Annotated in this window: 13 protein-coding genes and 1 pseudogene; 4 read left to right on the forward strand and 10 right to left on the reverse strand. The window is 75.1% G+C overall.

The features are described 5' to 3' along the window. Window positions 1-83: 83 nt before the first annotated feature. The 3 genes and pseudogenes from BS72_RS39810 to BS72_RS08525 form a co-directional block, all read right to left on the reverse strand. Window positions 84-5,699: pseudogene (locus BS72_RS39810) on the reverse strand (SDR family NAD(P)-dependent oxidoreductase); the annotation flags it as partial. Beyond that, the gene (locus BS72_RS08520) at window positions 5,699-7,480 is read right to left on the reverse strand and encodes a fatty acyl-AMP ligase (protein WP_051950825.1); all 1,782 of its coding nucleotides are present in this window, start codon (window positions 7,478-7,480) and stop codon (window positions 5,699-5,701) included. The pseudogene BS72_RS39810 and the gene BS72_RS08520, both read right to left, overlap by 1 nt. A gap of 336 nt (window positions 7,481-7,816) precedes the next feature. Then, window positions 7,817-8,887, reverse strand: a complete 1,071-nt coding sequence (locus tag BS72_RS08525; protein ID WP_051950826.1) for a transposase domain-containing protein — start codon at window positions 8,885-8,887, stop codon at window positions 7,817-7,819. 278 nt (window positions 8,888-9,165) lie between these two features. Here BS72_RS08525 and BS72_RS08530 point away from each other — a divergent pair, with 278 nt between their 5' ends. Beyond that, entirely contained in the window at window positions 9,166-10,749 is a 1,584-nt protein-coding gene (locus BS72_RS08530) for a GMC family oxidoreductase N-terminal domain-containing protein (protein WP_037908420.1), read from the forward strand. Window positions 10,750-10,896: 147 nt separating this feature from the next. Further along, complete coding sequence (locus BS72_RS08535) at window positions 10,897-11,778, forward strand: SDR family NAD(P)-dependent oxidoreductase (RefSeq protein ID WP_051950828.1); 882 nt, start codon at window positions 10,897-10,899, stop codon at window positions 11,776-11,778. 71 nt (window positions 11,779-11,849) lie between these two features. Here the strand turns inward: BS72_RS08535 and BS72_RS08540 are convergent, their stop codons facing one another. The 5 genes from BS72_RS08540 to BS72_RS08560 all read right to left on the reverse strand — a co-directional run bounded on the left by BS72_RS08540 (window position 11,850) and on the right by BS72_RS08560 (window position 18,014). Further along, on the reverse strand, window positions 11,850-12,728 hold the full coding sequence (locus BS72_RS08540; RefSeq protein ID WP_051950829.1) for an SDR family NAD(P)-dependent oxidoreductase: 879 nt from the start codon (window positions 12,726-12,728) through the stop codon (window positions 11,850-11,852). Beyond that, the gene (locus BS72_RS08545; RefSeq protein ID WP_051950830.1) at window positions 12,725-14,080 is read right to left on the reverse strand and encodes an FAD-dependent oxidoreductase; all 1,356 of its coding nucleotides are present in this window, start codon (window positions 14,078-14,080) and stop codon (window positions 12,725-12,727) included. The genes BS72_RS08540 and BS72_RS08545 overlap by 4 nt, the downstream gene beginning before the upstream one ends. Window positions 14,081-14,507: 427 nt before the next feature. Beyond that, window positions 14,508-15,470, reverse strand: a complete 963-nt coding sequence (locus BS72_RS08550) for an enoyl-CoA hydratase/isomerase family protein (RefSeq protein ID WP_157856181.1) — start codon at window positions 15,468-15,470, stop codon at window positions 14,508-14,510. Window positions 15,471-15,610: 140 nt separating this feature from the next. After that, entirely contained in the window at window positions 15,611-17,029 is a 1,419-nt protein-coding gene (locus BS72_RS08555; RefSeq protein WP_051950831.1) for a flavin monoamine oxidase family protein, read from the reverse strand. Between the two features lie 4 nt (window positions 17,030-17,033). Then, the gene (locus tag BS72_RS08560; RefSeq protein WP_051950832.1) at window positions 17,034-18,014 is read right to left on the reverse strand and encodes an oxidoreductase; all 981 of its coding nucleotides are present in this window, start codon (window positions 18,012-18,014) and stop codon (window positions 17,034-17,036) included. 1,127 nt (window positions 18,015-19,141) lie between these two features. Here BS72_RS08560 and BS72_RS08565 point away from each other — a divergent pair. Then, window positions 19,142-19,582: a MarR family winged helix-turn-helix transcriptional regulator gene (locus BS72_RS08565; RefSeq protein ID WP_037908424.1), complete on the forward strand. Its 441-nt coding sequence runs from the start codon at window positions 19,142-19,144 to the stop codon at window positions 19,580-19,582. 103 nt (window positions 19,583-19,685) lie between these two features. On the opposite strand, the gene BS72_RS08570 is transcribed toward BS72_RS08565, so the two are convergent. Then, window positions 19,686-20,339 carry a TetR/AcrR family transcriptional regulator gene (locus BS72_RS08570; protein ID WP_037908426.1) on the reverse strand — a complete coding sequence of 218 codons (654 nt, stop codon included), beginning with the start codon at window positions 20,337-20,339 and terminating at the stop codon, window positions 19,686-19,688. A gap of 411 nt (window positions 20,340-20,750) precedes the next feature. On the opposite strand from BS72_RS08570, the gene BS72_RS08575 reads away from it, so the two are divergent. Then, complete coding sequence (locus BS72_RS08575) at window positions 20,751-22,421, forward strand: DHA2 family efflux MFS transporter permease subunit (RefSeq protein WP_051950833.1); 1,671 nt, start codon at window positions 20,751-20,753, stop codon at window positions 22,419-22,421. 564 nt (window positions 22,422-22,985) lie between these two features. On the opposite strand, the gene BS72_RS08580 is transcribed toward BS72_RS08575, so the two are convergent. Further along, the gene (locus BS72_RS08580) at window positions 22,986-24,515 is read right to left on the reverse strand and encodes an MFS transporter (protein WP_078901160.1); all 1,530 of its coding nucleotides are present in this window, start codon (window positions 24,513-24,515) and stop codon (window positions 22,986-22,988) included. Window positions 24,516-24,655: the final 140 nt, after the last annotated feature.

Here is a 24,655-nt window from a genome sequence, read left to right on the forward strand (position 1 = left end):
TCCGGGACGATCCTGGTGAGCAGCTGGTCGGCCAAAGCCCCGGCGGTGGGGTGGGCGTACACCAGCGTCGCCGACAGCCGTACGTCCAGCGCCGCCTCCAGCCGGCCGCGCAGCTCGATCGCCATCAGCGAGTCGAAGCCCAGCGACTGGAACGGCACGTCCGGGGGGACCGTGCCGGGGCGCGCGCCCAGCACCTGGCGCAGCTGCTCGGTGAGGAACTCCAGGACCGCCGCGAGCCGTTCGGGGCCGGGGTCCAGCGCCAGCACCCGCTCCCGGACGGCGCCCCGCCCGGCCGCAGCCGGGTCCGCGCCGCCGTCCCGGCCGTCGGGGACGGGCAGCAGCGGGGCCAGCAGCGCGCGGGCGGCCGGCCACACCCCGCTCCTGACCAGGTCGGCCGGGGCCAGCGCGGTCGCCGCGGTGTGGGGGCGGCCGGAGCGGACGGCCTCGTCGAGCAGCGCCACTCCGGTGTCCGGGTCGAGCGGGGGCACTCCCCGGGCGGCCAGCCGGTCCACGCCGCCGCCCGAGGCGGCGAGTGTGGCGCCGCCCCAGGGGCCCCAGTCGACGCTCTGCCCAGGCAGCCCCTCGGCGGCGCGCAGCCGGGCCAGGGCGTCCAGGAAGGTGTTGGCCGAGGCGTAGGCGGCCTGGCCGGGCGAGCCGATCAGGCCGGCCAGCGAGGAGAACACCACGAACAGTTCCAGCGGCTCGTCGCGGGTCAGCTCGTGCAGGTGCCACGCGCCGGCCGCCTTGCCGGACTGCGCCCGCGCCAGCGCCGCGGGGTCGAGGTCGGGCAGCAGCGCGTCCTCCAGCACCCCCGCCAGGTGCGCGACGCCCCCGACGGGCCGGCCGGCGGCGGCCAGTACGGCGCGCAGCGCCTCGCGGTCGGCGAGGTCGACGCTCGCGGTCGCCACCGAGCAGCCGGTGGCCGCCGTGAGGTCAGCCACCGCCTCGCGGGCCTCGGGCGAGGGCGCGCCGCGCCCCAGGAGGAGCAGGTGCCGGGCGCCGCGGCCGGCCAGCCAGGCCGCTGTCCGCAGGCCCAGCGCGCCCAGGCCGCCGGTCACGACGTGCACGCGGTCGCCGTCCAGCGGCGCGTCGGACGGCGCGGCCCGCGGCACCTCGGCCAGCACCGGCTCGGTCAGGACGCCGTCGCGCAGGGCGAGTTGGGCGGGAGGTTCGGCGGCGCGCAGCGCCGCGGCCAGCGGCGTGAGCGCGGCGGCGGCCGGCTCCGCCGGGAGGTCCACGAGGGTGCAGCCGATCTCGGGGTGCTCGTTGGCGAAGGCCCGGCCCAGGCCCCACAGGGCGGCGCCCGCGGGTATCCGCCGGCCCGGGCCGGCCGGGCCCTGGGTGTCCGCGGTGAACACCCACAGGCGGGGCGCCGCCTGGTCGACCTGATGGCGCGTCAGGCTCTGTATCAGGGTGAGCAGTCTCCCGGTGCCCGACGCCAACGCCGACGCGGCGTCCGCGGGTTGAGGTGCCCCGGCCGCTGGTATCGCGCGGGCGTCGAGGATGCCCCGCAGCGGGCCGCCCGCCTCGGCCTCGGCCCAGGCGAGCAGGGCGTCGGCGGCCTCGTCCGCCCGCGGCGGGGGAGTCAGGGCCCGGCCGCCGGAGCGCTCGGCCAGCGAGGCCAGCCGCTCCCGCAGCGCCGGGTCCTCGGCCAGCACCAGCCAGGCGCCCTCCGCCGACCCGCCCGGCCCGGCCTCGACGGGCAGCCACCGCACCTCGTACAGGCGGCCGTCCTCCGGACGGCGCGGCGCGGCCAGCCGGACCCGGAACCCGGTCGCCGACCACACGGCCGCGCCGTGCGCGTCCAGGACGGCGACGTCGGCGGTGATGTGCAGCCCGTCGGCCGAGACGACCCGGGCGTGGCACCAGCCCTCGGTGACCGCGGGCCCGTCGGTGCGGGTCCACACCTCGTCGGCGCCGACCGGCAGCGGCAGCGCGCCGCCCCGGCCGGCCTCCGTGGCGGCCGCGGCCACCGTGTGCAGGCAGGAGTCCAGCAGCGCCGGGTGCAGAGGCCACCCCCGCGCGGGCAGCCCGTCGGGCAGCGCGAAGCGCGCCAGCGCCTCGCCGCGCCCGACGGACAGCCCGGTCAGCGCCCGGAACCGGGGCCCGTAGCGCAGCCCCGCCGCGGCCAGCCGGTCGTAGTGGGCGTCGACCGCGACGGGCGTGGCACAGCGGGCCGCGACGGCCTCGGGGGTGTCCTCGGCGCCGGGGCGCCGTCCGCCGGGCAGCCCGCCGACGGTGCCGCGGGCGTGGACGACGGGGTGGCCGTCGGGCGGGCAGGAGGTGATGACGAAGGACTGCCCGGCCCCGTCCGGCCGCAGGCCCAGCTGGAGTTCGCCGCCGTCCTCGCGCAGCGGGCAGGGCTGTGAGAAGGCGACGTCGTGCAGCGCGAACGGCTTGCCGGCGCTCACCACGGCGGCGGCCTGTGCGGCGGCGGTCAGCCAGTAGGCGCCCGCCACGATCGGGGTGTCCTCCACGACGTGGTCGGCCAGCTCCGGGGTGGCCTGCTCGCCGACCGCCAACTGCCATACGGTCAGCGTGGGTTCGGCGCCCACCGGGACGCGGGCGCCGAGCAGCCGGTGGTCGTCGGGCCGGGTGGGGAGCTGGGCGGCCCGACGGGTCTCCGCGCCGGGGGCCGCGGGGCGCGGCACCAGCGGGAAGTGCCGGCGCCGCCAGCCGTGGCCGGGCAGCGGAAGGTGCGCGGCCGGGCCCGGGTGGCGGCGGCGCCAGTCCACCGGCACGCCGTGCGTCCACAGCTCGCCCAGCGCGGTGGTCAGGGTGCGCGGCTCGTCCTCGCCGCGGCGCAGCGAGGAGACCACGGGCAGCGCGCCCAGGCCGCGTCCGTCGAGGAGTTCGGCGACCGGCCGGGCCAGCACGGGGTGCGGCGCGATCTCCAGGAACGCGTCGTAGCCGTCGTCGGCGAGGCGTTCCAGCGCCGGGCCGAAGAGGACCGGGGCGCGCACGTTGCGCACCCAGTAGCCGGGGCCCAGTTCGCGGCCGCCGACCGGTGCGCCGGTGACGGTGGAGTACAGCGGCACCTCGGCGTCGCGCGGGGCGAGGCCGGCCAGGGCCCGCGCAAGCCGCGGCTGGACCGCCTCGACCTGCGGGCTGTGCGCGGCGAACTCCACCGCGATCCGCCGGGCGAACACGCCGCGCCGGTCCAGCTCCGCCTCGATCGCGTCCAGCGCCGCCGGGGTGCCCGACAGCACGGTGGCGCGCGGCCCGTTGAGGGCGGCCACCGACACCTCGCGCTCCCGGCCCTCGACGAGCGCCGCGGCCTCGGCCGCGGTGAGTTCGGCCAGCAGCAGGCCGCCGAGCCCGGAGAGCTCCGTCAGCAGCCGGCTGCGCTCGCACACCACGGCGGCGGCGTCGGCCAGCGACAGCGCGCCCGCCGCGTGCGCGGCGGCGATCTCGCCCATGCTGTGCCCGACGACGGCCGCCGGCCGCAGCCCCCACTCCCGCCAGGTCGCGGCCAGCGCGGTCTGCATCGCGAACAGCGCCGGCTGGATCTCGGCCGTACCCCGCACGACCAGCCCCTCCTCGTCGCTCCACAGGGAGCGGCCCAGGTGCCGGGCGACGGCCGCGTCGGCGTCCCGTACGGCCTCGCGGAAGGCCGGCTCGGCGGCGGCCAGCCGCCGCCCCATGCCGGCCCACTGCGAGCCCTGCCCGGGGAAGACCATCACCACCCGCGGCTCGGTCCGCGCGGCCGCGCGCGGCCCGGCGGCGAACGCGGCGGCCTGCCCGCCGGACAGCGCCGCCAGGGCGTCGGCGAGCTGCCCGGCGTCCGTGGCGCCGACCGCGATCCGGTGCCGGGCGTGGTCGGTGCGCAGGGCCGCGGCGGCCGCGGCCCGGGGCAGCCAGCCGGGCTCGTCCCGGTGGGCGCGGGCCTCGGCCGCCCAGGCGGCGGCCCGTGCCGCCAGCGCCTCGGGGGAGCGGGCGGAGACCGGGACGAGGACGGGGACGAGGACGGCGTCGCCGTCCGCGCCGTCCGCGTCCCCGTCCTCGGTCCGCCCCGCCGCGGGCGGCGCGCCGGCCGCGGCCGGCTGTCCGGACCCGGTCCGGTCGGCCGGCCGGTCGGCGCGCACGGGGGTGGGGCCCGCGGCGAGTACCAGGTGGGAGTTGGTGCCGCCGAAGCCGAAGGAGGACACGCCGGCCGGCGCCGGCGCGCCGGCGGCGTCGCACGGCCACGGCTCCTGCTCGGCGACCACGGTGACCGGCAGCCGCTCCAGGCCCAGCAGCGGGTTCGGCTCGCGGTAGTGCACGGTCGGCGGGATGGACCGGTGGTGCAGCGCCAGCGCGGTCTTGATCAGCCCGGTGACGCCCGCCGCGGCCTCCAGGTGGCCGACGTTGGACTTCACCGACCCGATCCGCAGGCTCCGCCCGGCCGGGCGGTCGCCGAGCACCCTGCCCAGCGCCGCGACCTCGATCGGGTCGCCGACGGCGGTGCCGGTGCCGTGCGCCTCCACGTAGCCGACCTCGCCGCCCGCCACCCCGGCCGCCGCGCACGCGGCGGCCAGCACCGCCTCCTGCGAGGGGCCGTTGGGCGCGGTCAGGCCGTTGGTGCGGCCGTCCTGGTTGACGGCGCCGCCCAGCACCACCGCGTACACCCGGTCGCCGTCGGCGAGGGCGGCCGGCAGCGGCTTGAGGACCACCACGCCGACGCCCTCGCTGCGTACGTAGCCGTCGGCGCGGCTGTCGAACGGCTTGCACCGTCCGTCGGGCGCCATCAGGCCGCTCTGGCTGAAGCTCAGCGCGATCCGGGGGCTGGCGATCACGTTCACCCCGCCGGCCAGCGCGAGGTCGGCCTCGCCCGCCCGCAGCGCCTGGCAGGCCAGGTGCACCGCGACCAGCGAGGACGAGCAGGCGGTGTCCACCACCATGCTGGGGCCGCGCAGGTTCAGCGTGTAGGAGAGGCGGTTGGCCACGATGCTCAGCGCGCCGCCGGTGCCGTCGTAGGGCTGGGTGCCCTCCAGGGAGCCGAAGACGGCGGTGCCGTGGTCGAAGGTGGACACGCCCATGAACACGCCGGTCGCCGAGCCGGCCAGCGAACCGGCGGGGATGCCGGCGTCCTCCAGCGCCTCCCAGGCGGTGTCCAGGGTGAGCCGCTGCTGCGGGTCCATGCGGGCCGCCTCGCGTGCGGAGACGCCGTGGAAGTCGGCGTCGAAGCCCTCCACGTCGGACAGGAAGCCACCCCAACGGGTGTTCATCCGCCCTGGTTTGGAGGTGTCCGGGTCGTAGAAGGCGTCCGCGTCCCACCGGTTGGCGGGCACCTCGCTGATCGCGTCCACCCCCTCGGTGAGCAGCCGCCAGAACTCCGCGGGCCCGGTGGCCCCCGGAACCCGGCAGCCGATCCCGACCACCGCGACGGGGACGGCGCCGCCGTCCGCGCGGGCGGTGCCCGCGGCCGCCGGCTCCGCCCCGGAGGAGCCGGTTCCGGGCTCCTCCTCCGGCGCGGAACGGGCGAGCAGGCCGGCCACGTGAGCGGCGATCTCGTCCACCGACGGGTAGTCGTAGGCCACCGTCGGGCTCAACTCCACTGCGGCCCACCGCTGGAGGGTGTCCGAGAGCTCGACGGCCTGGAGCGAGGAGACACCCAGGCCCGTGAAGGGCTCGTCGGTGGGCACCTCCCGCGCGGGCAGGCCGAGGAGTTCGGCCAGCCGCGCCACCAGCCAGTTGGCGACTTCCTGCTGACGGCTCATCAGGAGATTCCCTCCAGGGCGCGGCTCTCGGGTTCCGGGGCCGCGGTGAAGGTGCCCGCGAGGAACTCGGCCTTGGCGGCACGGCGCTGGATCTTGCCGCTGGAGGTCTTCGGCGCGGAGCCGGGCACCACCAGGTGGACGACGTCGAGCTGGATGCCGTGCTCGGCGCTGACGGCGGCCAGCACCGCCCGCCGGATCGAGGCGAGGGAGGGCAGCTCGGCGGCCCGGGCGCCCTTGCCCCGGGTCTCCCGGGGCCGCAGCACCTCCGCGACCAGCACCACCTGCTCGTCGTCCGCCTCGCCCTCGCCGGCGGAGACGGCGAAGACGGCGCCGCAGCCCGGCCGCACCCACGGGTGCGCGCTCTCGGCGGTCAGCTCGATGTCCTGCGGGTAGTGGTTGCGTCCGCCGACGATGACCAGGTCCTTCAGCCGCCCGGTGATGACGAGTTCGCCGTCGACCAGGGCGCCCAGGTCCCCGGTCCGCAGGTAGGGGCCGGCGCCGGTGTCGGAGGTGTGGGCGTGGAACGTGCGCTCGGTCTCCTCGGCGTTGCGCCAGTACCCGGCGGGGGTGTCCAGGCCGGCCGTCCAGACCTCGCCGACCTCGCCCGGCGCGCGGGTGCGCCGCGTCTCGGGGTCCGCGATGACGATCTCCCGGCTCAACCGCGCCCTGCCGACGCCGACCACCACGTGGTCGGTGCCCGGGACGACGGTGCCCTTGCGCAGCGCCTCGCGGTCGGCGGCGATGAACACCGGGCCGGCGCCCGCCTCGGTGCCGGAGGTGATCAGCGTCGCCTCCGCCAGCCCGTAGGCGTGCATCAGCGCCCCGCGGCTCAGCCCGTGCGGGGCGTAGGCGGCGGCGAACGCCTCCACGGTGGCCGGGCGGATCGGCTCCGCGCCGGAGAAGGCGACCCGCAGGCTGCTCAGGTCGAACTCGGCGCGGTCCTCCTCGGGGATGCGCCGTACGCACAGGTCGTACGCGAAGTTCGGCGCGCCCGTGACGGTGCCCCGGTAGCGGGTGATCGCCCGGAGCCAGCGGGAGGGCCGCTGCACGAAGGCCAGCGGCGGCAGCAGCACCAGGTGCGAGCCGGCGTAGCAGTTCTGCAGCACCTTGCCGATCAGGCCCATGTCGTGGAAGAGCGGCAGCCAGGAGACGAGCACGTCCTGCCGGCCGATCCGCATGATGTCGGCGAACATCTCCTCGTTGCGCAGCAGCGCCCGGTGGGTGACCATCACGCCCTTGGGCAGCGAGGTCGAGCCGGACGTGTACTGGAGGAAGGAGATGTCCTCCGGGCCGGTGGCCGGCGGGCGGAAGTCCGCGGCCTGCGACAGCGGCACCGTGTCCACCGCTATCCATTCCAACGCCCCGAGTTCCGGGGCGAATTCGGAGATCGGGTCGTGGAGGTCCGGGGTGCTGCCGGTGAGCACCACGGCGGCGCCGCTGTCGTGCGCCACGGACTGCAGGACGGCCGTCTTGCGCGGGTTGCGCAGCGGGGTGGGCGGTGCCACCGGCACCGCGATCACGCCGGCGTGCTGGCAGGCCATGAAGGCCCGGACGAAGTGGGCGTTGTCGGCGGCGAGGATCATCGCGCGGTCGCCCGGCCGGACCGAGCGCAGCAGCCGGGCCGCGACCGCCCGGGCCTCCAGGTCGAGCCTGCCCCAGGTGAGAGCCTCGGCCTCGTCCTGCCCGTCGGCGAGGAACGTGTAGGCGGTCCGGTCGCCGAGCTCCTGCGCGTTCTCGGACAGCAGGACGGAGACCGTCGGGTGCTTGAGTGGCGTTTCCAATTCCCGCTCCCCTGTGTGCGAAATAATCGGCACTGCGGCATGCAGAATTCGATCGCGCATATGATGTGCGGATTTTACGTGTTGTTGAGAGGCGGCGTCGGTGCCGCGGTGCGGGGATTGCTCAGAACCCGCGCGTCCGCCATGGAATTCGGTATCCGCGATTCCAGGAGGGCGCCCCCCGTAATTCCCGGCCGTAAGACCGGTTGCCCGGCTCACTCTAGCCGCCGGTGCATCCCGGGTCAACGCGCTCCAGAGGCCCCCGTGTGAATAGTGTGTTTCCCCCGGGAAGACGGTGGGTCCAGCTGCCCGGGGGTGACACAACAGGAATCCGGTGACTTAAGCGCGGGGATCATTCGAGAGCCGTTGTATTGCCGAGTACACGAGGAGGTGGCCCCAGATTTCCTGCCGCACCATCTCCGGGGAGCGCGAGCGCAGCTCCCGCTTGCCGCGGTCGGCCAGCCGCTGCGAGGCGGCCTCGAAGCTCCAGCGGTCGGCGTACACCGCGCGCAGCGCCGGCGCCGGGGCCTGCCGCGGGTCGAGCAGCGTGGTGAGCAGCTGCTTCCCGCCGCCCGGCCGGGCGTTCAGCACCCGCACCGTGGCCAGCTCGGCGCGGCCCGAGGCGGGGTCCGGCCGGGCGGGCAGCAGGGTCAGCGCGGAGCCGTCCGACAGCGGCCGGGCCGGCGGCAGCACCACCCCGTCGGGGACGCTCCACAGCAGGTCGGCACCGGTCCGGGCGGCGGTACGCCACAGCCGCGGCCGACCGTAGTCGGCGTCGGCCACCACCAGGTCGCCGGGGCCGACCCGGCCCAGCAGGGAGCCCGCCACGTCGCCCACGCCCGCGTACACCGGGTCCAGCCGGGCGCCCAGCAGCGCGCCGCTGGCGTTGTCGGCCAGCACGCTGATCCGCAGCCGCGGCCCGCTCGGCCGCCCGCCAGGTGAGGCCGCCCCGTACACGGCGGCGTTCTCCGGGCTCTCCGGGAGCGCCGAGACCCTGCCCCCGAGCACCCGCACCCGCAGGTCCTCCAGGCGCTCCGGCGGCGCCCCCGGTGTCACACTCCGCACCGTCGCGACCTGCGCGAAGAGCGTCTCCAGCGGTGTGGCGCCGAGCCGCATCCGGGCCCGGGAGACGGCGGCGGTGGACGGTACGGAGCGCAGCGTGCTCAGCCCGGCCGGCGCCGTCAGCCGAATGCCCTCCGCCAGCAGCTCCGCCACCTCCTCGTACCGCGCGGCCGGGAACATGCACATGGCCAGCACGAAGTAGACCACCAGGTGCGGCGGCAGCAGCCGGTTCCGCTGGCCGCACCGGCCGGCCGCGGTGATCGCGTTCTCCACCGCCTCTAACGGATAGGTCCAGGTCAGCATCCCCACGGCCAGCCGGTCGGCAAGCCGCTGTTCGGTGGTACTCATTCTGCGTTCCCCCGTAGAAAAATTCATTTTGGAACGGCGCAGGGCGGCGGTCACCCGCCCTATAGGTTGTTCGCCGGCCGGAGCATATTCGCCAGGGCCGGCTGCTTAAGTCACCCGGCGCCCGGTGTCATTCGAAGATCGTGCTTGCTGAGAAGGCTTGCGCTGGTGTCTGCTTGCTCCCGCGGTCCGGGGGGACTGCGGTACCCGCGCACTCCCTGAGAGAGCATAAACGCGAGGGCGTGCGCCGGTAGCAGAAGACAGATGAAGGAGTCATTCACGTGACGACGTTCAGCAGACGCGGCTTTCTCCGTGCGGCCACGGCCGGCGGGATATCCGCTGCCGGGGTGCTGGGCCTTCCGAAGGCGTTCGCCGACTCCCGGCGCTCGCTTGCCGCCGGGACCAGCGCCCTGGTCATCGGCTCCGGGTTCGGCGGCTCCGTGGCCGCCCTGCGGCTGGGGGCCGCGGGCGTGCAGACCCTCGTCCTGGAACGCGGCCAGCACTACGCCTACAGCCCGACGCAGGCGGTGTTCGGCAACGAACTGGCGCCCACCAGCCAGACGTTCTGGTTCCAGAACACCGCCGAGTGGCCCGGCGTGCAGCCGGTACCGATCAGCCCGGTGCCCGGCCTGATCGAGGTCATCACCGCGGGCGCCATCCAGATAGCGGCCGGCGCCTGCCTGGGCGGCGGTTCCGTCGTCTACGCCGGCGTCACCGTGCAGCCGCCGCGCAAGTACTTCAACGCCCTCTACCCCAAGGGCCTTTCCTACGACGAGCTGGACAAGGTCTACTACCCGCGGGTGCGCGGCAACATCGGCGCCTCCGCCATGCCCTCGGACATCTACGGCTCCGACCCGTTCACCCACTCGCGTGCCTTCGACGCCCAGGTGTCGGCGGCGGGCTACGCCAGCAGCCCCGTCGACACCGTCTTCAACTGGACCAAGGTCCGCGGCGAGCTGGCCGGCCGGCTGCGGCCCTCGGCCATCGCCGGCGAGTCGTCCTTCGGCAACAGCGACGGCGCGAAGAACGACCTCACCCAGACCTACCTGCCCAGGGCGCTGGCCACGGGCAACGTGCGCATCGCCACCCTCACCGAGGTCACCGCGATCCACCAGGGCGCGGGAGGCCGCGGCTGGAGCGTCGACGTCCGCCGGTACAACCCGGACGGCACCCTCGCCGGCACCGCCACCTACACCGCCGACCTGCTCTTCGTCGCCGCCGGCTCGGTCAACACCACCCGGCTGATGGTCGCCGCCCGGGACAGCGGCGCGCTGCCCGGCCTGGACACCTCGGTCGGCACCAACTGGGGCAGCAACGGCGACACGTTCGCCTTCCGCACCTTCGACGGACCGGTCGGCGCCACGCAGGGGGCGCCCTGCGCCTCGACGGTCTTCGTCGACAGCGACAAGGGCCTCGGCATCCCCACCCGGGTCGAGAACTGGTACTTCATGCCGTTCAACAGCACCCCGTACATGGCCCAGTTCAGCGTCTCCGCCGACCTGGACAACCGCGGCACGTGGACGTACGACAAGAAGACCGGCAAGGTCGACATGCTCGACTGGGACGAGAGCAAGAACACCCCGTCGCTGGACGCCGCGTCCAACTTCAACCAGGTGATCATCGACAAGGGCCTGGGCGGCGCCGTCGACACCATCGCGCCCTCCGCCGAGGGCACGGCCCACCCGCTCGGCGGCGTGCCGATCGGCCAGGCGACGGACCTCTACGGCCGGGTCAAGGGCTACCGTGGGCTGTACGTCCTCGACGGCGCGCTGCTGCCGGGCAACGTCGGCGGCGCCAACCCCTCCCTGACCATCGCCGCGCTGGCCGAACGCGCCATGGACGACATCGTCGCCGGCGGCTGCTGACCGCACCGACCCGAGACGGGGCCGGAGCGCGTACCGCTCCCGGCCCCGCACCCCGCCCGGGGCCCCACCGGCAGTACGGTCCGCGGCACCGTCGCGGGCGCTGCCCGGGGCCCCGCCACCGGTCCCGCACCCCCGAAGGAGTGACTCTTGGACGCGACCACGACGTCCACCACCGCCCCGCCGGTCCGTGAAGCCGCCACCATCGTGCTGGTCGGCGCCACCTCCGGCATCGGCCGGGCGGCCGCCACCCGGTTCGCCGAGCGCGGCGACCGGGTGATCGCCGTCGGCCGGGACGCCTCGCGCGGCCGCGACCTGCTGCGCGAACTGGCCGAACACACCCCGCGCGACGGATCGCACACCTTCGTCGGCGGAGACGTCTCCACCGCGGCGGGCGTGGCGCAGATCGCCGAAGCGGTCCGCGAACGCACCTCCGCCGTCGACGTGCTGGTGAACGCGGCCGGCCTGGTCTCGCGCCGCCGCGAGGTGACGACCGAGGGCATCGAGCTGAACTTCGCCGTCCACCACCTGGCCCCGTACTCCATGACCGGTGCGCTGCTGCCGCTGCTGGAGGCCGGCGGCGGACGCGTGGTCAACGTCAACTCCGAGGGCCACCGGGCCGCGATCAGCGGCGGAGCGGTCTTCCTGGACTACTCCGACCTGCAACTGGAGCGATCCTACGAGACCTGGACGGCCTACAGCCGCTCCAAACTGGCCAACATGCTCTTCACCTCGGAGCTGCACCGCCGGCTCCCGCACCTGGGCGTGGTGGCGCTGCACCCCGGCGTGGTGCGCACCCGCATCGGCCGCGACCTGCCGCGCGCCCAGGTGGCGATGCTGTCGGTCTTCGCGCTCTCCCCCGGCAAGGGGGCCGGGCCCGTCGTCCACCTCGCGACCTCCCCCGATGTCGTCAATGGCGCGTACTACAACCGCTTCGACCGGACGCCGGCCTCGCCCGCCGCCCGCGACGCGGACGCAGCCGCCCGCCTGTGGCGGGTCACCGAGGAGCTGCGCGGCCCGTTCGGCGGCTGAACCGCGCGCCCGAGCGGGGGCCGGTGGGCCGGCCCCCGCTCGGGCGCGCGCCGCACCCGCCCGGACAGGGCCTACGAGCGCCCGGCCCGTTCCAGGGCCGGGCGCTCGCGCGGGTCCGCCGCCGCCGCGGCGGCCGGCCGCCGCAGTCGCGGCAGCACCAGCCGCCGCACCACGACGAACGTCACCCGGTGCGGCACGTGCCGGCCGGCCAGCGCCTGCGCCTTGGCGACAACGCCCGGCACCGCGATCCGGCGACCCCGGCGGGCCGCGCGCAGCCCGGCCCGGGCCACCGTCCGCGGCGTCTTCCAGGCCATCCACTGCTTGGCCTCCAGCTCCGCCGCGCCGCCCACCGCCATGAACTCGGTGCGCACCGGGCCCGGGGCCAGCAGCGTGCAGCTGACCCCGGTCCCGCGCAGCTCGGCGTGGAGCGACTCGGCGAAGGTGTTGACGAACGCCTTGGACGCGGCGTACGTGGCCGCGCCCGGCACGGGCTGCATGCCCGCGGTCGACCCGGTGATCAGGATCGACCCGCAGCGGCGCGCCAGCATGCCGGGCAGCACCGCGAGCGTCAGCTCGTGCATCGCCACCACGTCGACCTCCACCTCGGCGGCCTCCGCGCGGGGGTCGCCGTCGGCGAGGTAGCCGCAGGTGGTGAAGCCCGCGTTGTTGGCGAGCACCCCGATCTCCAGCGCGGCCAACTCCTCCACCAACTCGGCGCGGTCGGCGCGGTCGGCCAGGTCGCAGGCCCTGACCTCCACCCGCGCCCGGTACGCGCCGCGCAGCTGACCCGCCAACTCGTCCAGCCGGTCCTTGCGGCGGGCCACCAGCAGCAGCCGGTGGCCTCGGGCCGCGAGCCGGCCCGCCATCTCCCGGCCGATCCCCGACGACGCGCCGGTGACCACCGCCCAGCCGCGGTGGCGGGCCGCACCGGCCCGCCACGCCCGGCTCATTTGCGCACCGGCGCCGAGGCCGCCGACTGCCCGGTCAGCTGCTCGGTCAGCCGCTGCCCGGCCGCGTTGCCCGCCCGGGTGCACGACTCGATGGACACGCCCCACAGGTAGTCGCCGGACAGCTCCAGGCCGGGCAGCTGCTGGACCGCGTGCCGCACGTCGAAGAGGAACTCCCCGTGGTAGGGCAGGTAGGCGCTGTAGGCGGCCGGCCAGATCCGGCCCACCCGGTTCAGCGGCCTGGCCCGGGTGGCGCCCAGGTAGCGGGTCAGCCGCCGCTCGGTCTGCTCCACCCAGGTGTTCAGCTGCTCGGTGGACAGCTCGGTGTCGCGCGCGCCGCGCCCGCTGAACGTGTAGCGCACGATGTGCCGGTCGTTCATGCCGTAGGAGCCGGCGTTGCTGCACGGGCCGCCGTCGTGCATGGCCAGCGCCCGTACCGTGCTGGTGAACACCGGACGGTCGTACTCCACCAGCATCACCGACGACGGGTTGTACCGCACCTCGCTCAACCGCTTGCCCAGGCCCGGCAGTTCGGAGCGGACGATCTCGGCGGCGGCGTAGGCGGGGGCGGCCACCACGACGCCGTCGTAGGGCAGTTCCTCGGCGGGCGCGCCGTCGGTGGACGCGCGCACCCCGGCGATCCGGCCGTCGCGGACCACCAGGCCCTCGACGGTGGTGTTCAGCCGCACGTTCACCCGCCGGGCGAACGCCTCCAGCGCCGGCTGCACGCCGTCGACCAACTGGTCGTAGTAGTCCAGCAGCAGCGCCAGGTTGGTGCCGAACGTGCCGAGGTAGACGTCGTCCGGCTCGGCGCCGTTCATCCGGACCGTCATCGGCCGCAGCAGCGTGTTGGTGATCTGCTCGCTGAAGTGCGCCGACAGCGGCTCGTGGTCGTACTTGCGGGCGAGCTCGGTGAAGTACTTCGAGCCGAGGAACTTGTTGGACTCGTCGCTCTGGATGCGCGCCGCCATCGCCGCGAGGCGCGCGAAGTCGCGCGGCTTGCCCATCTTGCGGATGTTGGCCAGCGACCGGGTGCGCCGGGTGCTGTCCAGGGTGAGCACCTCGTCGTCCTTCATCATGGACGTGTTGATCCCGAACGGCTCCCACCGGTAGCTGCCCAGGGTGTCCAGGAAGGTGCGGAAGGCGGTGTACTTGCGGCCGATGTTCTTGCCGCCCATCATCACCGGCCGGTCGCCCAGCTTCGCGACCCCGAACCGGCCGCCGAGCCGGTCCTCGCGCTCGATCATGTCGACGTCGAAGCCCGCGCGTTCCAGGTGGAGCGCCGCGGACAGTCCGGATATGCCGCTGCCGACGACGGCGACTCGGGCGCCGTCACCTACGGTGTTTCCCAGCATCGGTGCATCACTCTCTTGGGTAGGCCCTGGTCGAGGGCGAGGGCGAGCGAGTGGGTGTGTACGGACGTGCGGGTGTTCGGGGTGTTCGAGGTGTTCGGGGTGTTGCCGGGTGTGCGGGACGCACGAGGTGCGCGGGCGTGCGGAGTCGTGGGGGACGGCGGATCGGGCCGCCGCCGGGGCCGGGTGGACGCCCTTGCGGCGGGACGGCCGAGAGCGCTCGCGGTCGCGTCGGCGGGCGGGTGGAATGGACAGGGCGGCGTGGAGCGCCGGTTCGGCGCCTCGGGCGGGGAGTCCGCGTGGCGGCTCCCGGGAAGGCGAGCCGCCGTCCGGCCGTGCCGTTGAGATGGCTGTGGCGACCTGTCGAACATCGTTGACACAGCGTTGTGTTGACGGTTCGTCAGATTCAGGGGCGGGCGTCGTCAGCGGCTCACCGCGTGTCGCCGCCGGTCTCCGCCAGCCACGCGGGCAGGCAGTCCTCGGCGAACGAGGCGGCGTCGCCGCCGGTCTTCTCCCGGTGCGCCCGCACGCCTTCGGCGTACCGGCGCAGGTGCTCCTGGGTGGACCTGCGGCTGGCCAGCGCCAGGAACCGGGCCCGCTCCATCGCCAGGCCCCGGCCCAGGGAGCTCGAACCCCCCTTGTGCACGGCCTGCTTGACGGCCCGCACGGAGCCCGGCGCCCGCTGTGAGAGCCGCAGCGCGACGGCCGCCGCCTCCCGCCGCACGTCCTCGTGCGGCACCACCCGGTGCACGAGCCCGGCCTCGGCGGCCTCCTGTGCTCCCAGCAGCCTTCCCTCCAGGAGGAGTTCGAGGGTCCGCCCGGTGCCCAGGGTGCGGGCCAGCAGCTGGCTGCCGCCGCCGCCCGGGATCAGCCCGAGTGTCGACTCCACCAGACCGACCTTGTAGCCGCCGTCACCCATGACCCGGATGTCGCAGGCCAGGGCCAGCTCGAAGCCGCCGCCCAGGGCCAGGCCGTCGATCGCCGCGACGTACACCTTGTCGCTGGCCTGGATACGGCGGATCAGCCCGTGGAAGGCCAGCAGCGCCCGGATGCCCGCGACCGGGCTGCGGTCCAGCGCCCGCCCCGCGCCCGGCACCCGGCCGAGCGCGCCCACCAGGCGCAGCGGCCCGGGCGCGGCGGCCGCGGGCACCCGCATGCCGCCGGCCTCGGCGCCGGCCAGCAGCTCCTCGGCGTCGTAGTGGCCCAGGAACACCCCGGGCACCTCACCGGTCAGCACCACCGCGCGCACGCCGCGGCGGTGCTCGGCGCGGGCCAGCGTCCGCGCCAGCTCGGACGTCACCGCGCCGGTGAGGAAGTTGTACGGTCCGTTGAGCACGCGCACGGTCAGCACCGCGCCGTCGCGCTCTGCCTGTATGTGGTCCACTCGCTTCACGCAGCCTCTCCGCTCGGGCAGGACGATCCGTGCCGGGGCCCTGTCTGACGCATCCCGCCTGCCCGGCCCGTTCTGCGGGCGGACCGGCGATCTTCGCCGAACAGGACCAAGGAGCCCCCGTCATCGGCCGCATCGCCGGTTCAGACGTGCTGTTCGACCCCTGTTCCCAGGGCGGCGAGGACCTCGGCCGCCGCCCGCTCGCCGGAGGAGACGGCACCTTCCATCCCCCCGTAGTCCTTCAGGACGGTCTCCGAACCCGCCCAGTGCACCGGCCCGGCCGGTTCGCTCAGCAGACGCACGGAGCCGTTCATGGCACCGAGCGCCGGCAGCCCGAAGTAGCCGCCGCGCGACCAGGGGTCGCTGCTCCAGTCCTTCTCGAAGTACGCCTCCGGCTCAGCCGCCTCGGCGCCGAACAGCCGCGCGAGGGTCTCCAGCACCAGGCGCCGCCGCTCCGCCTCCGGCCGGCCGGCGAACTCCCGGGCGGCGGCGCCGGGGACGAACCCGACGAGCACCCCCGGCACCTCCTCGCCGACCGGCGAGTTGTCGAAGACGCCGGTCAGCGGGCCGCGCGTGGTCAGCGCCCGGCCGCTCAGGCCCCGCTCGCGCCAGAACGGGGCGGCGTAGACGGCCGACACCTTCGTGACGGAGCCCATCGGCACGGCACGCAGCGCGGCCCGCCGGGCGTGCGGCAGGTCGGGCGTGAAGACGATGTCCGCCGCCAGCTGCGGCGGCACCGCCACCACCACCCGCCGGGCCCGTACGGTGCCCCGCGCGTGCACCACCTCCACGCCGCCGCCGGCCGGCGCGGTGTCGACGTGCGTCACCGGTGCCTGGAGCAGCACCCGGTCGCCGAGCCCCGCGGCCAGCCACTGGGCGACCCGGGCCGCGCCGCCGGTGATCCGGTGGTGGAGCTTGGTGGTGGTCAGGTTGTCGAACTTCCCGGTGGAGCCGATGTAGGCCAGCGCCTGGAGGAGGTTCAGCCGGTGCGGGTCGGCGCCCCACACCGTGGTGAACGCGGTGTCCAGCAGTGCCCGGCCCTCGCGGCTGCGCACGGTGCGGTCCAGCCAGTCGCCGACGGTCCTGCCGTCCAGTTCCTCGGCCCGCGCCGCCCGCCACGGCTCGCGCACCGGCACCTGTCCCACCAGCCGGTCGAGCCGGAAGCGGGCGAGCGCCACGTCGAGCAGCGCGGCGGGCCGCAGCGGCGGAACCTGCCCGCGCTGGCGGCGGAGGTCGCCGGAGAGCTCCATCAGGTCCGTGCCCTGGGTCCAGGTGCGGAACAGCGGAGCCCCGGCCTCGGCCGCGAAGGCGCCCATCCGGTCGTTGCCGACCGCGAGCCACTGGCCGCCCAGCTCCACCACGGCGCCGTCGCCGATCGGCTCGCTGAACGTCCGTCCGCCCACCCGGTCGCGGGCCTCCAGCACGAGCGGTTCGAGGCCCGCCTCGCGCAGCCCGTGCGCGGTGGACAGCCCGGCCAGCCCGGCGCCCACGACCACCACGTCGGCCTCGCGGCCCCGCGGGGAGTGCCTGCGGCCCTTCACGGGCCCCTTCGCGGTCGTCACGGCGTCACACCTGCCGGGTGCTCGCGGCGGCGAAGTCGTAGCCGACCTCGGTGGCCGTCTCCGAGACCGACCAGAGCCGCTGCGCGACCTGCGCGTCCTGCGCCCGCTTGTGGGGCTTGGCCACGCCCGGCGTGCCGCGGTAGCCGCCGAGGCTGCGCGGGCCGACGAACACGCCGCCGGGCAGGTCCGGCAGGGTCGCCGCGCAGAGCGTCGGGGACGCGCCGGCCAGCGGGCTCACCGCGAACAGGCCGTTGGCGGCGGCCATCATGCCGCGCATCGCGCCCTTCTGACCGGCCAGTTGGAGGTTCGTGGACGCGTAGCCGGGGTGCGCCGCGTACGAGTGCAGCCGGGTGCCGGCCGCGCCCGCCCGCCGGTCGAGCTCCGCCGCGAACAGCAGGTTGGCCAGCTTGGAGCGGCCGTAGGCGCCGTAACGGCTGTACTTCTGCTCGCTGTGAAGGTCCTCGAAGTCCATCTTGCCCATGGTGTGCAGCGAGCTGCTGATGGTGACCACCCGCGCGGCGGGCGCCGTGACGAGGGCGGGCAGCAGCAGGCCGGTGAGCGCGAAGTGGCCGAGGTGGTTGGTGCCGAACTGCAGCTCGAAGCCGTCGGCGGTGGTACGGCGCGGCGGCGCCATCACGCCCGCGTTGTTGATCAGCAGGTCGAGCCGGTCGTGCTCGCCGAGGAACCGCTGGGCGAAGGCGCGGACGGAGGTCAGGTCGGCCAGGTCGAGCCGGCCGACGTCCACCTTCGCGGCGGGCGCGGCGGCGCTGATCTCCGCGGCGGCGGCGACGCCCTTGCCGGTGTCCCGCACGCCGATGACCACGTCGGCACCGGCCTTGGCCAGCTCCCGCGCCGTCACCAGGCCCAGCCCGCTGTTGGCGCCGGTGACGACCGCGAGCTTGCCGGTGAGGTTCGGGATCTGGGCGACGCTCCACTTCTTCGGGATCTCGTAGGCGGTGGTGAACAGGCTGGTGTCAGCGGACATGCGGTTCCTCCAGGCGGACGTGCGCGGTGCTGCGTGGTGGGTACGGGGGTGACGCGGCGGCCGCCGCGGGTGCGGGGCCGGCCGCCGGACGGTAGCCGCGGGGCGGCGGCCGGCGGGCGGCCGGAGGGCTCCGGCGGCCCGCCAACGGCGCCGCGCGGGCGGCGACTTCGGCGGTCCGGCGGTGGGCTGTCCGGGCTTTCCGGTACGCGGCGGTGCGGTCTTGGGCTGTCCGGGCTCTTCGGTACACGGCGCTCTGGTGTTCGGCCGTCCGGTGTCCAGGGGGTGGCGTGCCGGTCGCCGGGGCGCGGGCGGGTCCGCGACGGCCCGGATGGCCGGGGACGTGCGTGCCGGCCGGCGGGCCGAGGCGGTGCGGGAGGGGAGCGTCGTCATCTTGGCCCCTCCCGCCTCGGGCCGGCGGCGGGAAGCCGTGCGGCGGATCCGACGCGGTGGCCGGGCCGGAGCGGGTGGCCGGCGCGATGGTGGTGGTGCGGCCGGCCGGCCGCGGCTCCGCGGGAGCGGGACCGTGCCCGGACCGCGCGGCAGTGGGCGGGCAGCGGGCGCGGCAGGCGGGTGGCGGGCGAGGGGCGCGGCACGCGCCGCGCCGACAGCGGGCGGGGCGCCGCGGTCGGCCCGACGCGGTGCGGCGGCCGGACGGGCCCGGGGCGGTACGGCGGCCGGACGGGCCCGGGGCGCGGACCGGCGGCGGATCGGGCGGAGGGCCGTGCGCGGGAGCCGGCGGCGGCCCGGGTGCGGGACAGCCAGGCGGAGGCATTGGAGGAGACGGCGGGGGAGACGGCGGGGGAGGCACTGGAGGAAAAGCGGCGCCGGTGGGCGGCCGGGTGCGGACGCGGCGGACGCCGGCCGGATAACCCCGGCGCTTCTCCGAAGCGGTGTGCCAGGGCCCCTCGGCTGCCCGCCGGCAGGTCCTGATCCGCTGGCCGCTTCACAACTTCCCCTGTCTCAACCGTCTCGGTCGTGCTCTCGAACCTCGGCAGTGGTACGGGTCTGGCAGGTCAACCCTCACTCATCCAGTTGCCCCATGTCAAGCACTTGATGGTTCGTAACACGGTGATGGATACTCAGTGACTGACCTGTTGCCTGCCGCTGGTGATCGTTACGATGACGCTATGAACCAACACGCGCTCAACCAGGTCCTATGGACCGCGAGGCGTGCCGCAGGGGCCATGCAGAGGGCCAAGGAGCAGGAGCTGCGCCCCCTGGACCTCGCGGCGGCGCACTACCTCCTGCTCGCCGCGATTGCCTTCAATCCCGGCGCCACCGGAGCCGAGGTCGCCCGCGAGCTGGGGGTCACGCCGCAGAACATCGCGGGCCTGACGAGCCGTCTGGAGCGGCGCGGGCTCGTCCGCCGCCAACCGCACCCGCGGCACAAGCACATCCTGGAGATGCGGATCACCCCCGAGGGGGAGGAGCTGCTCGCCCAGGCCGACACCGCCATGATGGCCCTGGAGGGGCGCATCACCGCCTTCCTGGGCGCGGAGGACGCGGCGACCCTGGCGTCCCTGCTGGACCGGCTGGCCGACGGCCTGGAGGCCCCCCGCGAGGTCTGACCCGGGACGGCGCGCCGGGGTGTCCGGGGTGCCGTGACGCCTTCACTCCGGTGCCCCCGGCGCCCCGGCGGCCCCGCCGTCCCGCTCGCGCGCGGGACGGGGGTCAGGCGGCCGGCCCGGCGGCCAGCGGTTCCAGGTAGCCGCGCAGGGCGGCCTTGAACTCCTTGACCAGTTTCCCCCGTTCGCGCGCGCCGACCTGGATCAGCAGCGGCAGCATGGCCCGCAGGATGTGCATCGCCACCGTGGCCGCCCGCCGCCGCCGCTCGGCCGGAAGGCCCGGTGCGACGGCGGTCACCACCGCCTCCATCCAGCCCTGCACCGTACTGTGCAACTCCTCGGAGGAAGCGGCCAGGTGACGGGGCGTCGCGTTGCCGGCGAAGACCGCCTTGAAAGCCGGGTTGGCCACCGTGAACGCCACCACCGGGTCCACCACCCGGTCCACCAGCGCGCCCACCGGCTCCGCGGCCAGTGCCGGATCGCCGACGAAGGCGAACGCCACGCCCAGCTCGGCCAGATACCGCTCGGCCAGCGCCTGGGCCATGGCCTCCTTGTTGGGGAAGAACTGGTAGAGGGTGCCCGGGGAGGCGCCCGCCCGCGCCGCGATGCTGTTGGTGGTGGCGGACTCGTACCCCGACTCGGCGAACTCCTGCGCGGCCGCGTCCAGGAGCTGCGCTATGCGCTGCTCCCCCCGGGCCAGCCGGCGGCGCGGCGGCCGCACGGCCGGCGGTGTCCGCGGTGTCTGCGGCGTCTGCGACATCCGTCCTCCCTCGGGCCCGCGCCGCGGCGGACGGCGCACGGCAGGTCCACGATATCCCGCGCGGGTCGGAACGTCCCAGGCCGGAGCCGTTGACACTTACGAGCAATCACTCGTACTGTGGCGCCTAGTACGAGTAAAAGCTCGTAATGGGTGTCCCGCTCCGGCAGCTGCCCCTCCGGGCTCCCGCCGCCCGGCGCCGTACCGGGCGCGGAACCGGTCCCGCGGCGGTCGTACACGACGCCGTACCTCTTCGCGCCCGGCGTGCCCGTCACGCTCGTCACGTCCCGTCGTGCGCGGACCCGCACCGCCCGGTTCGGCGTGCGCCCGCGCCCCGCCCTTCGCCCCGCACTCTCCGCCCGCTCTCCGCGCGGGTTTCCGTACCGGTCCCGCGCCCGTTGTGAGGAGCCCTCAGTGACCACCGTGAAGACGACGGCGAGAGGGCGGGAAGCCAACCCCTGGCTGGTCCTGCTCGTCCTCTGCCTGGGCTTTTTCATGATCATGCTCGACACGACGATCGTGAACATCGCCCTGCCCGCCATGCTTGACGGGCTCGGCAGTTCGCTCGACCAGATCGTCTGGGTCGTGAACGCCTATCTGCTCTCCTACGCCACGCTGCTGATCACCGGCGGCCGGCTCGGCGACATCTTCGGGCCGCGCAACCTGTTCGTCGTCGGCCTGGTGGTCTTCACCGGGGCGTCCGTCGCCTGCGGCCTGTCGGACACCGCCACGCAGATGATCACCGCCCGGGTGATCCAGGGGATCGGCGGCGCCCTGCTCACCCCGCAGACCCTCGCCATCGTCAACTCCGTCTTCCCGCAGGAGAAGCGGGGCGCCGCGATGGGCGTGTGGAGCGCGGTGATCGGCTCGTCCACCATCGCCGGCCCGACCCTCGGCGGCGTCCTGGTGGACCAGGCGAGCTGGCGCTGGATCTTCTACGTCAACGTGCCGGTGGGCCTGCTCGCCCTGGTCGGCACCTTCCTCTACGTCCCCGACATCCGCCCCGGCCGCAGCCACCGCCTCGACGTCACCGGCGTACTGCTGGCCAGCGCCGGACTGTTCCTGATCGTCTTCGGCCTCGTCGAGGGCCAGCGCTACGACTGGGGCGCGTGCTGGGGGCCGGTCACCATCTGGGAGATCATCGGCGCCGGCGCCGCGGTCCTGATCGCGTTCGTCCTGTACGAGAGGCGGCCGGCCGAACCGCTGCTGCCGCTCGCGCTCTTCCGCAACCGCGTCTACTCGGTCATGAACGGGGTGCAGGCGCTGGTCGCGTTCGGCATCCTCGGGATCTACCTGCCGGTGATCCTCTTCCTCCAGTCCGTCGTCGGCATGAGCGCCATCCACGCCGGCCTCACCCTGGCGCCCTGGTCGCTGGCCACGATCTTCGCCGCGCCCATGGCGGGGAGGCTTGCCGACCGGTACGGGGGCAAGTGGGTGCTGGCGTCCGGGCTGCTGCTCTTCGGCGGCGGCATCGCGCTGATGATCCCGGCCATCCGGCTCGGCGCGGGCGTCCCGGAGTTCCTGCTGCCCGGGATCGTGGCCGGCGCCGGGCTCGGCCTCAGCATGGCGCCCATGACGGCCGAGGCGATGCGCGAGATCCAGCCGCAGCAGGTCGGCGCCGCGTCCGGCATGTTCAACGCCGTACGCCAGGTCGGCAGCGTCATCGGCTCGTCCGTGGTCGGCGCCGTCCTCCAGCACCAACTCGCCTCCCACCTGGCGTCCCAGGCCCGCGCCCGGACAGCGACCCTGCGCGGCGTGCCCGACGGTGTGAAGGCCCAGTTCCTGCACGGCTACGCCGCCGCGGGCTCGGGCGGCCTCGACGTCGCGCCCGGCCAGGACGGCGGCGTACCGCTGCCCAAGGGGCAGTCCGCCGGCGTCACCGCCGAGCTCCACCGGGCCGCGCACGACATCTTCGTGCACGGCTACGTGGACGCGGTCAAGCCGACCATCGCGGTCCCGGCGGCGGTGGTCCTGGTGGGCGCGCTCTGCGCGCTGCTGGCTCCCGGCCGGCGCGCGAAGGACCCAGCCGGGGACGGGACTGCGGCACCGGCCGCCCCGCCGGAACCGGCCGCGGTGGGGGACTGACCGCGGTGGGGGACTGACCGTTCGGCCGGGTCGGTCCGACGGACGGGCGTCGTCGTTCGGGCCGGCTTGGACGGACGGGCGTCGGTCGTTCGGTCGGTTCGCGCGTCCGTCGGCCGTACGGACCGGCCGGCTGGACAGGCCGTACGGCAGCGGATGGCCCGCGGCGCCCGGCCCGAAAGCCGCCGCCCCGCCGGTACGCGCGGAGGCGGCGTACCGGCGGGGCGGCGGGTGAGGGGTCGCACTGCCGGGTGTCCCGTCCCCACGATGACCCGGCGGCCCGGCCCCTCGGCCCTGTCTGACACATCCCGCCCGGCGGGCGGCGCCTGGACGGCCCCTCGCCGCGTCGCCGGTCGTCGGTGCAGCTCGCTGCGCCCGCCTTCCCCCGGCTCGCGGTCGGCCCACCAGACACCGCCGGCCCCGCCCTGCGGGCGGACGGCGGTCTCTGCCAGACAGGACCTCGCCCCGGGCGCTCACCGCTCGTCGAGCGCCGGGGAGTCCTGCGGCCGGGTTGCGGTGCTCGGCCTCTCCGGGCGGCCGCCGTGGGACGGCGCGCCCGGAGGCGGCTCACATGTGGACGGCCTGGGCCTCGCCCGGGGAGCCCTCGATCCGGCCGCTGCGGTACAGCAGCGCCGCCACGATCGCACCGACGGCGAAGAGCGCCGCCGACCACCAGTAGGCCGTCGCGTAGCTGTGCAGCTTGGCCAGGGCCTCGCCCGCCACCCCGCCGCCCGGGTGGGCCTTGAGGTAGCTGTGCTCCTTGGTGGCCGCGAGCGTGTTCAGCAGCGCGGTGCCGATCGAACCGCCCACCTGCTGCATCGTGTTGACGAGGGCGGAGGCGACGCCCGCGTCCTGCTCGCTGACGCCGGAGGTGGCCACCGACATCGCGCACGGCATGACCAGGCCCAGGCCCACGCCGGTCACCAGCAGCGGCGGCAGCACGTTGGCGGCGTAGGCGCTGTGCAGGTTGAGCGCGGTCAGCCAGACCATGCCGCCGACCGCCAGGGCCATGCCCACCGGGACGATCGGCCGCGGGCCCATCTTCGGCAGCAGGCTGTTGGTGGCGATCTGGGCGGCCACCATCAGGGCACCGATCATCGGCAGGAAGGCCAGGCCCGTCTTGACCGGGTTGTACTGCAGCAGCAGCTGCAGGTAGTAGGTCAGGAAGAGGAACACGCCGAACATGCCGGCGCCGGAGATCCCCAGGACCGCGAAGGACGCGCCGCGGTTGCGGTCCGTCAGTACGCGCATCGGCAGCAGCGGGTGCCGGGTCCGGGTCTGGAACCAGCTGAAGACCGCCAGCAGGACCACGCCGCCGGCCAGGAAGCCCCAGGTCATCGGGGAGCCCCAGTGGTGCGTCTCGGCGTTGGAGAAGCCGTAGACCACGCAGAACAGGCCGACGGTGACCAGCAGCGTGCCGGGCAGGTCCAGCCGGGGCCGGTCCGCGGGGGCGCCCTTGCGCAGGAGCATCAGGCCGCCGATGAAGGCGATGACGGCGAAGACCAGGTTGACGTAGAGGGTCCACCGCCAGCTCAGGTGCTCGGTCAGGGCACCGCCCAGCAGCAGGCCGACGCCGCCGCCCGCGCCCGCGATGGCACCGTAGATGCCGAACGCCTTGGCCCGTTCCTTGGCGTCGGTGAACGTCGTGTTGAGCAGCGACAGGGCGGCCGGCGCCAGCATCGCGCCGAACAGTCCCTGCAGGGCGCGGCCGGAGACCAGCACCTCGAAGTTCTGCGCGGCGCCGGCGAGCGCGGAGGCACCCGCGAAGCCGACCACGCCGATGAGGAAGACGATGCGCCGGCCGATCAGGTCCGCGAGCCGGCCGCCGACCAGCAGCAGGCTGCCGAAGGCCAGCGAGTAGGCGGTGACGATCCACTGGCGGTTGCCGTCGCTGAAGCCGAGCGCCTTCTGGGCCGAGGGCAGCGCGATGTTCACGACGGTCGCGTCGAGCACCACCATCAGCTGGGCGGTGGCGATGACCGCGAGCACCCACCAGCGGTGGTTGGCGCGCTCGTGGCGGGGCTGCTTGCCGAGCTCGACCGGCACCCCCGGCGGGGAGGCGTCGACGGGCGCGTCGGCTGCGGAGTGTGTGGACATGTTCCTGGTCTCCTGGAGGGACGGGGAGGTGCGGTCCGCACGGGCCGCCGGAGGGAACGAAACGGTTTCGTACTGCCGTTCCAGGATGACCGTACGTCCGGCACTATCGAAACGCAAACGTTTCGCTATGGGGTGGTGTG

Source organism: Actinacidiphila yeochonensis CN732 (assembly GCF_000745345.1).
GTDB lineage: Bacteria > Actinomycetota > Actinomycetes > Streptomycetales > Streptomycetaceae > Actinacidiphila > Actinacidiphila yeochonensis.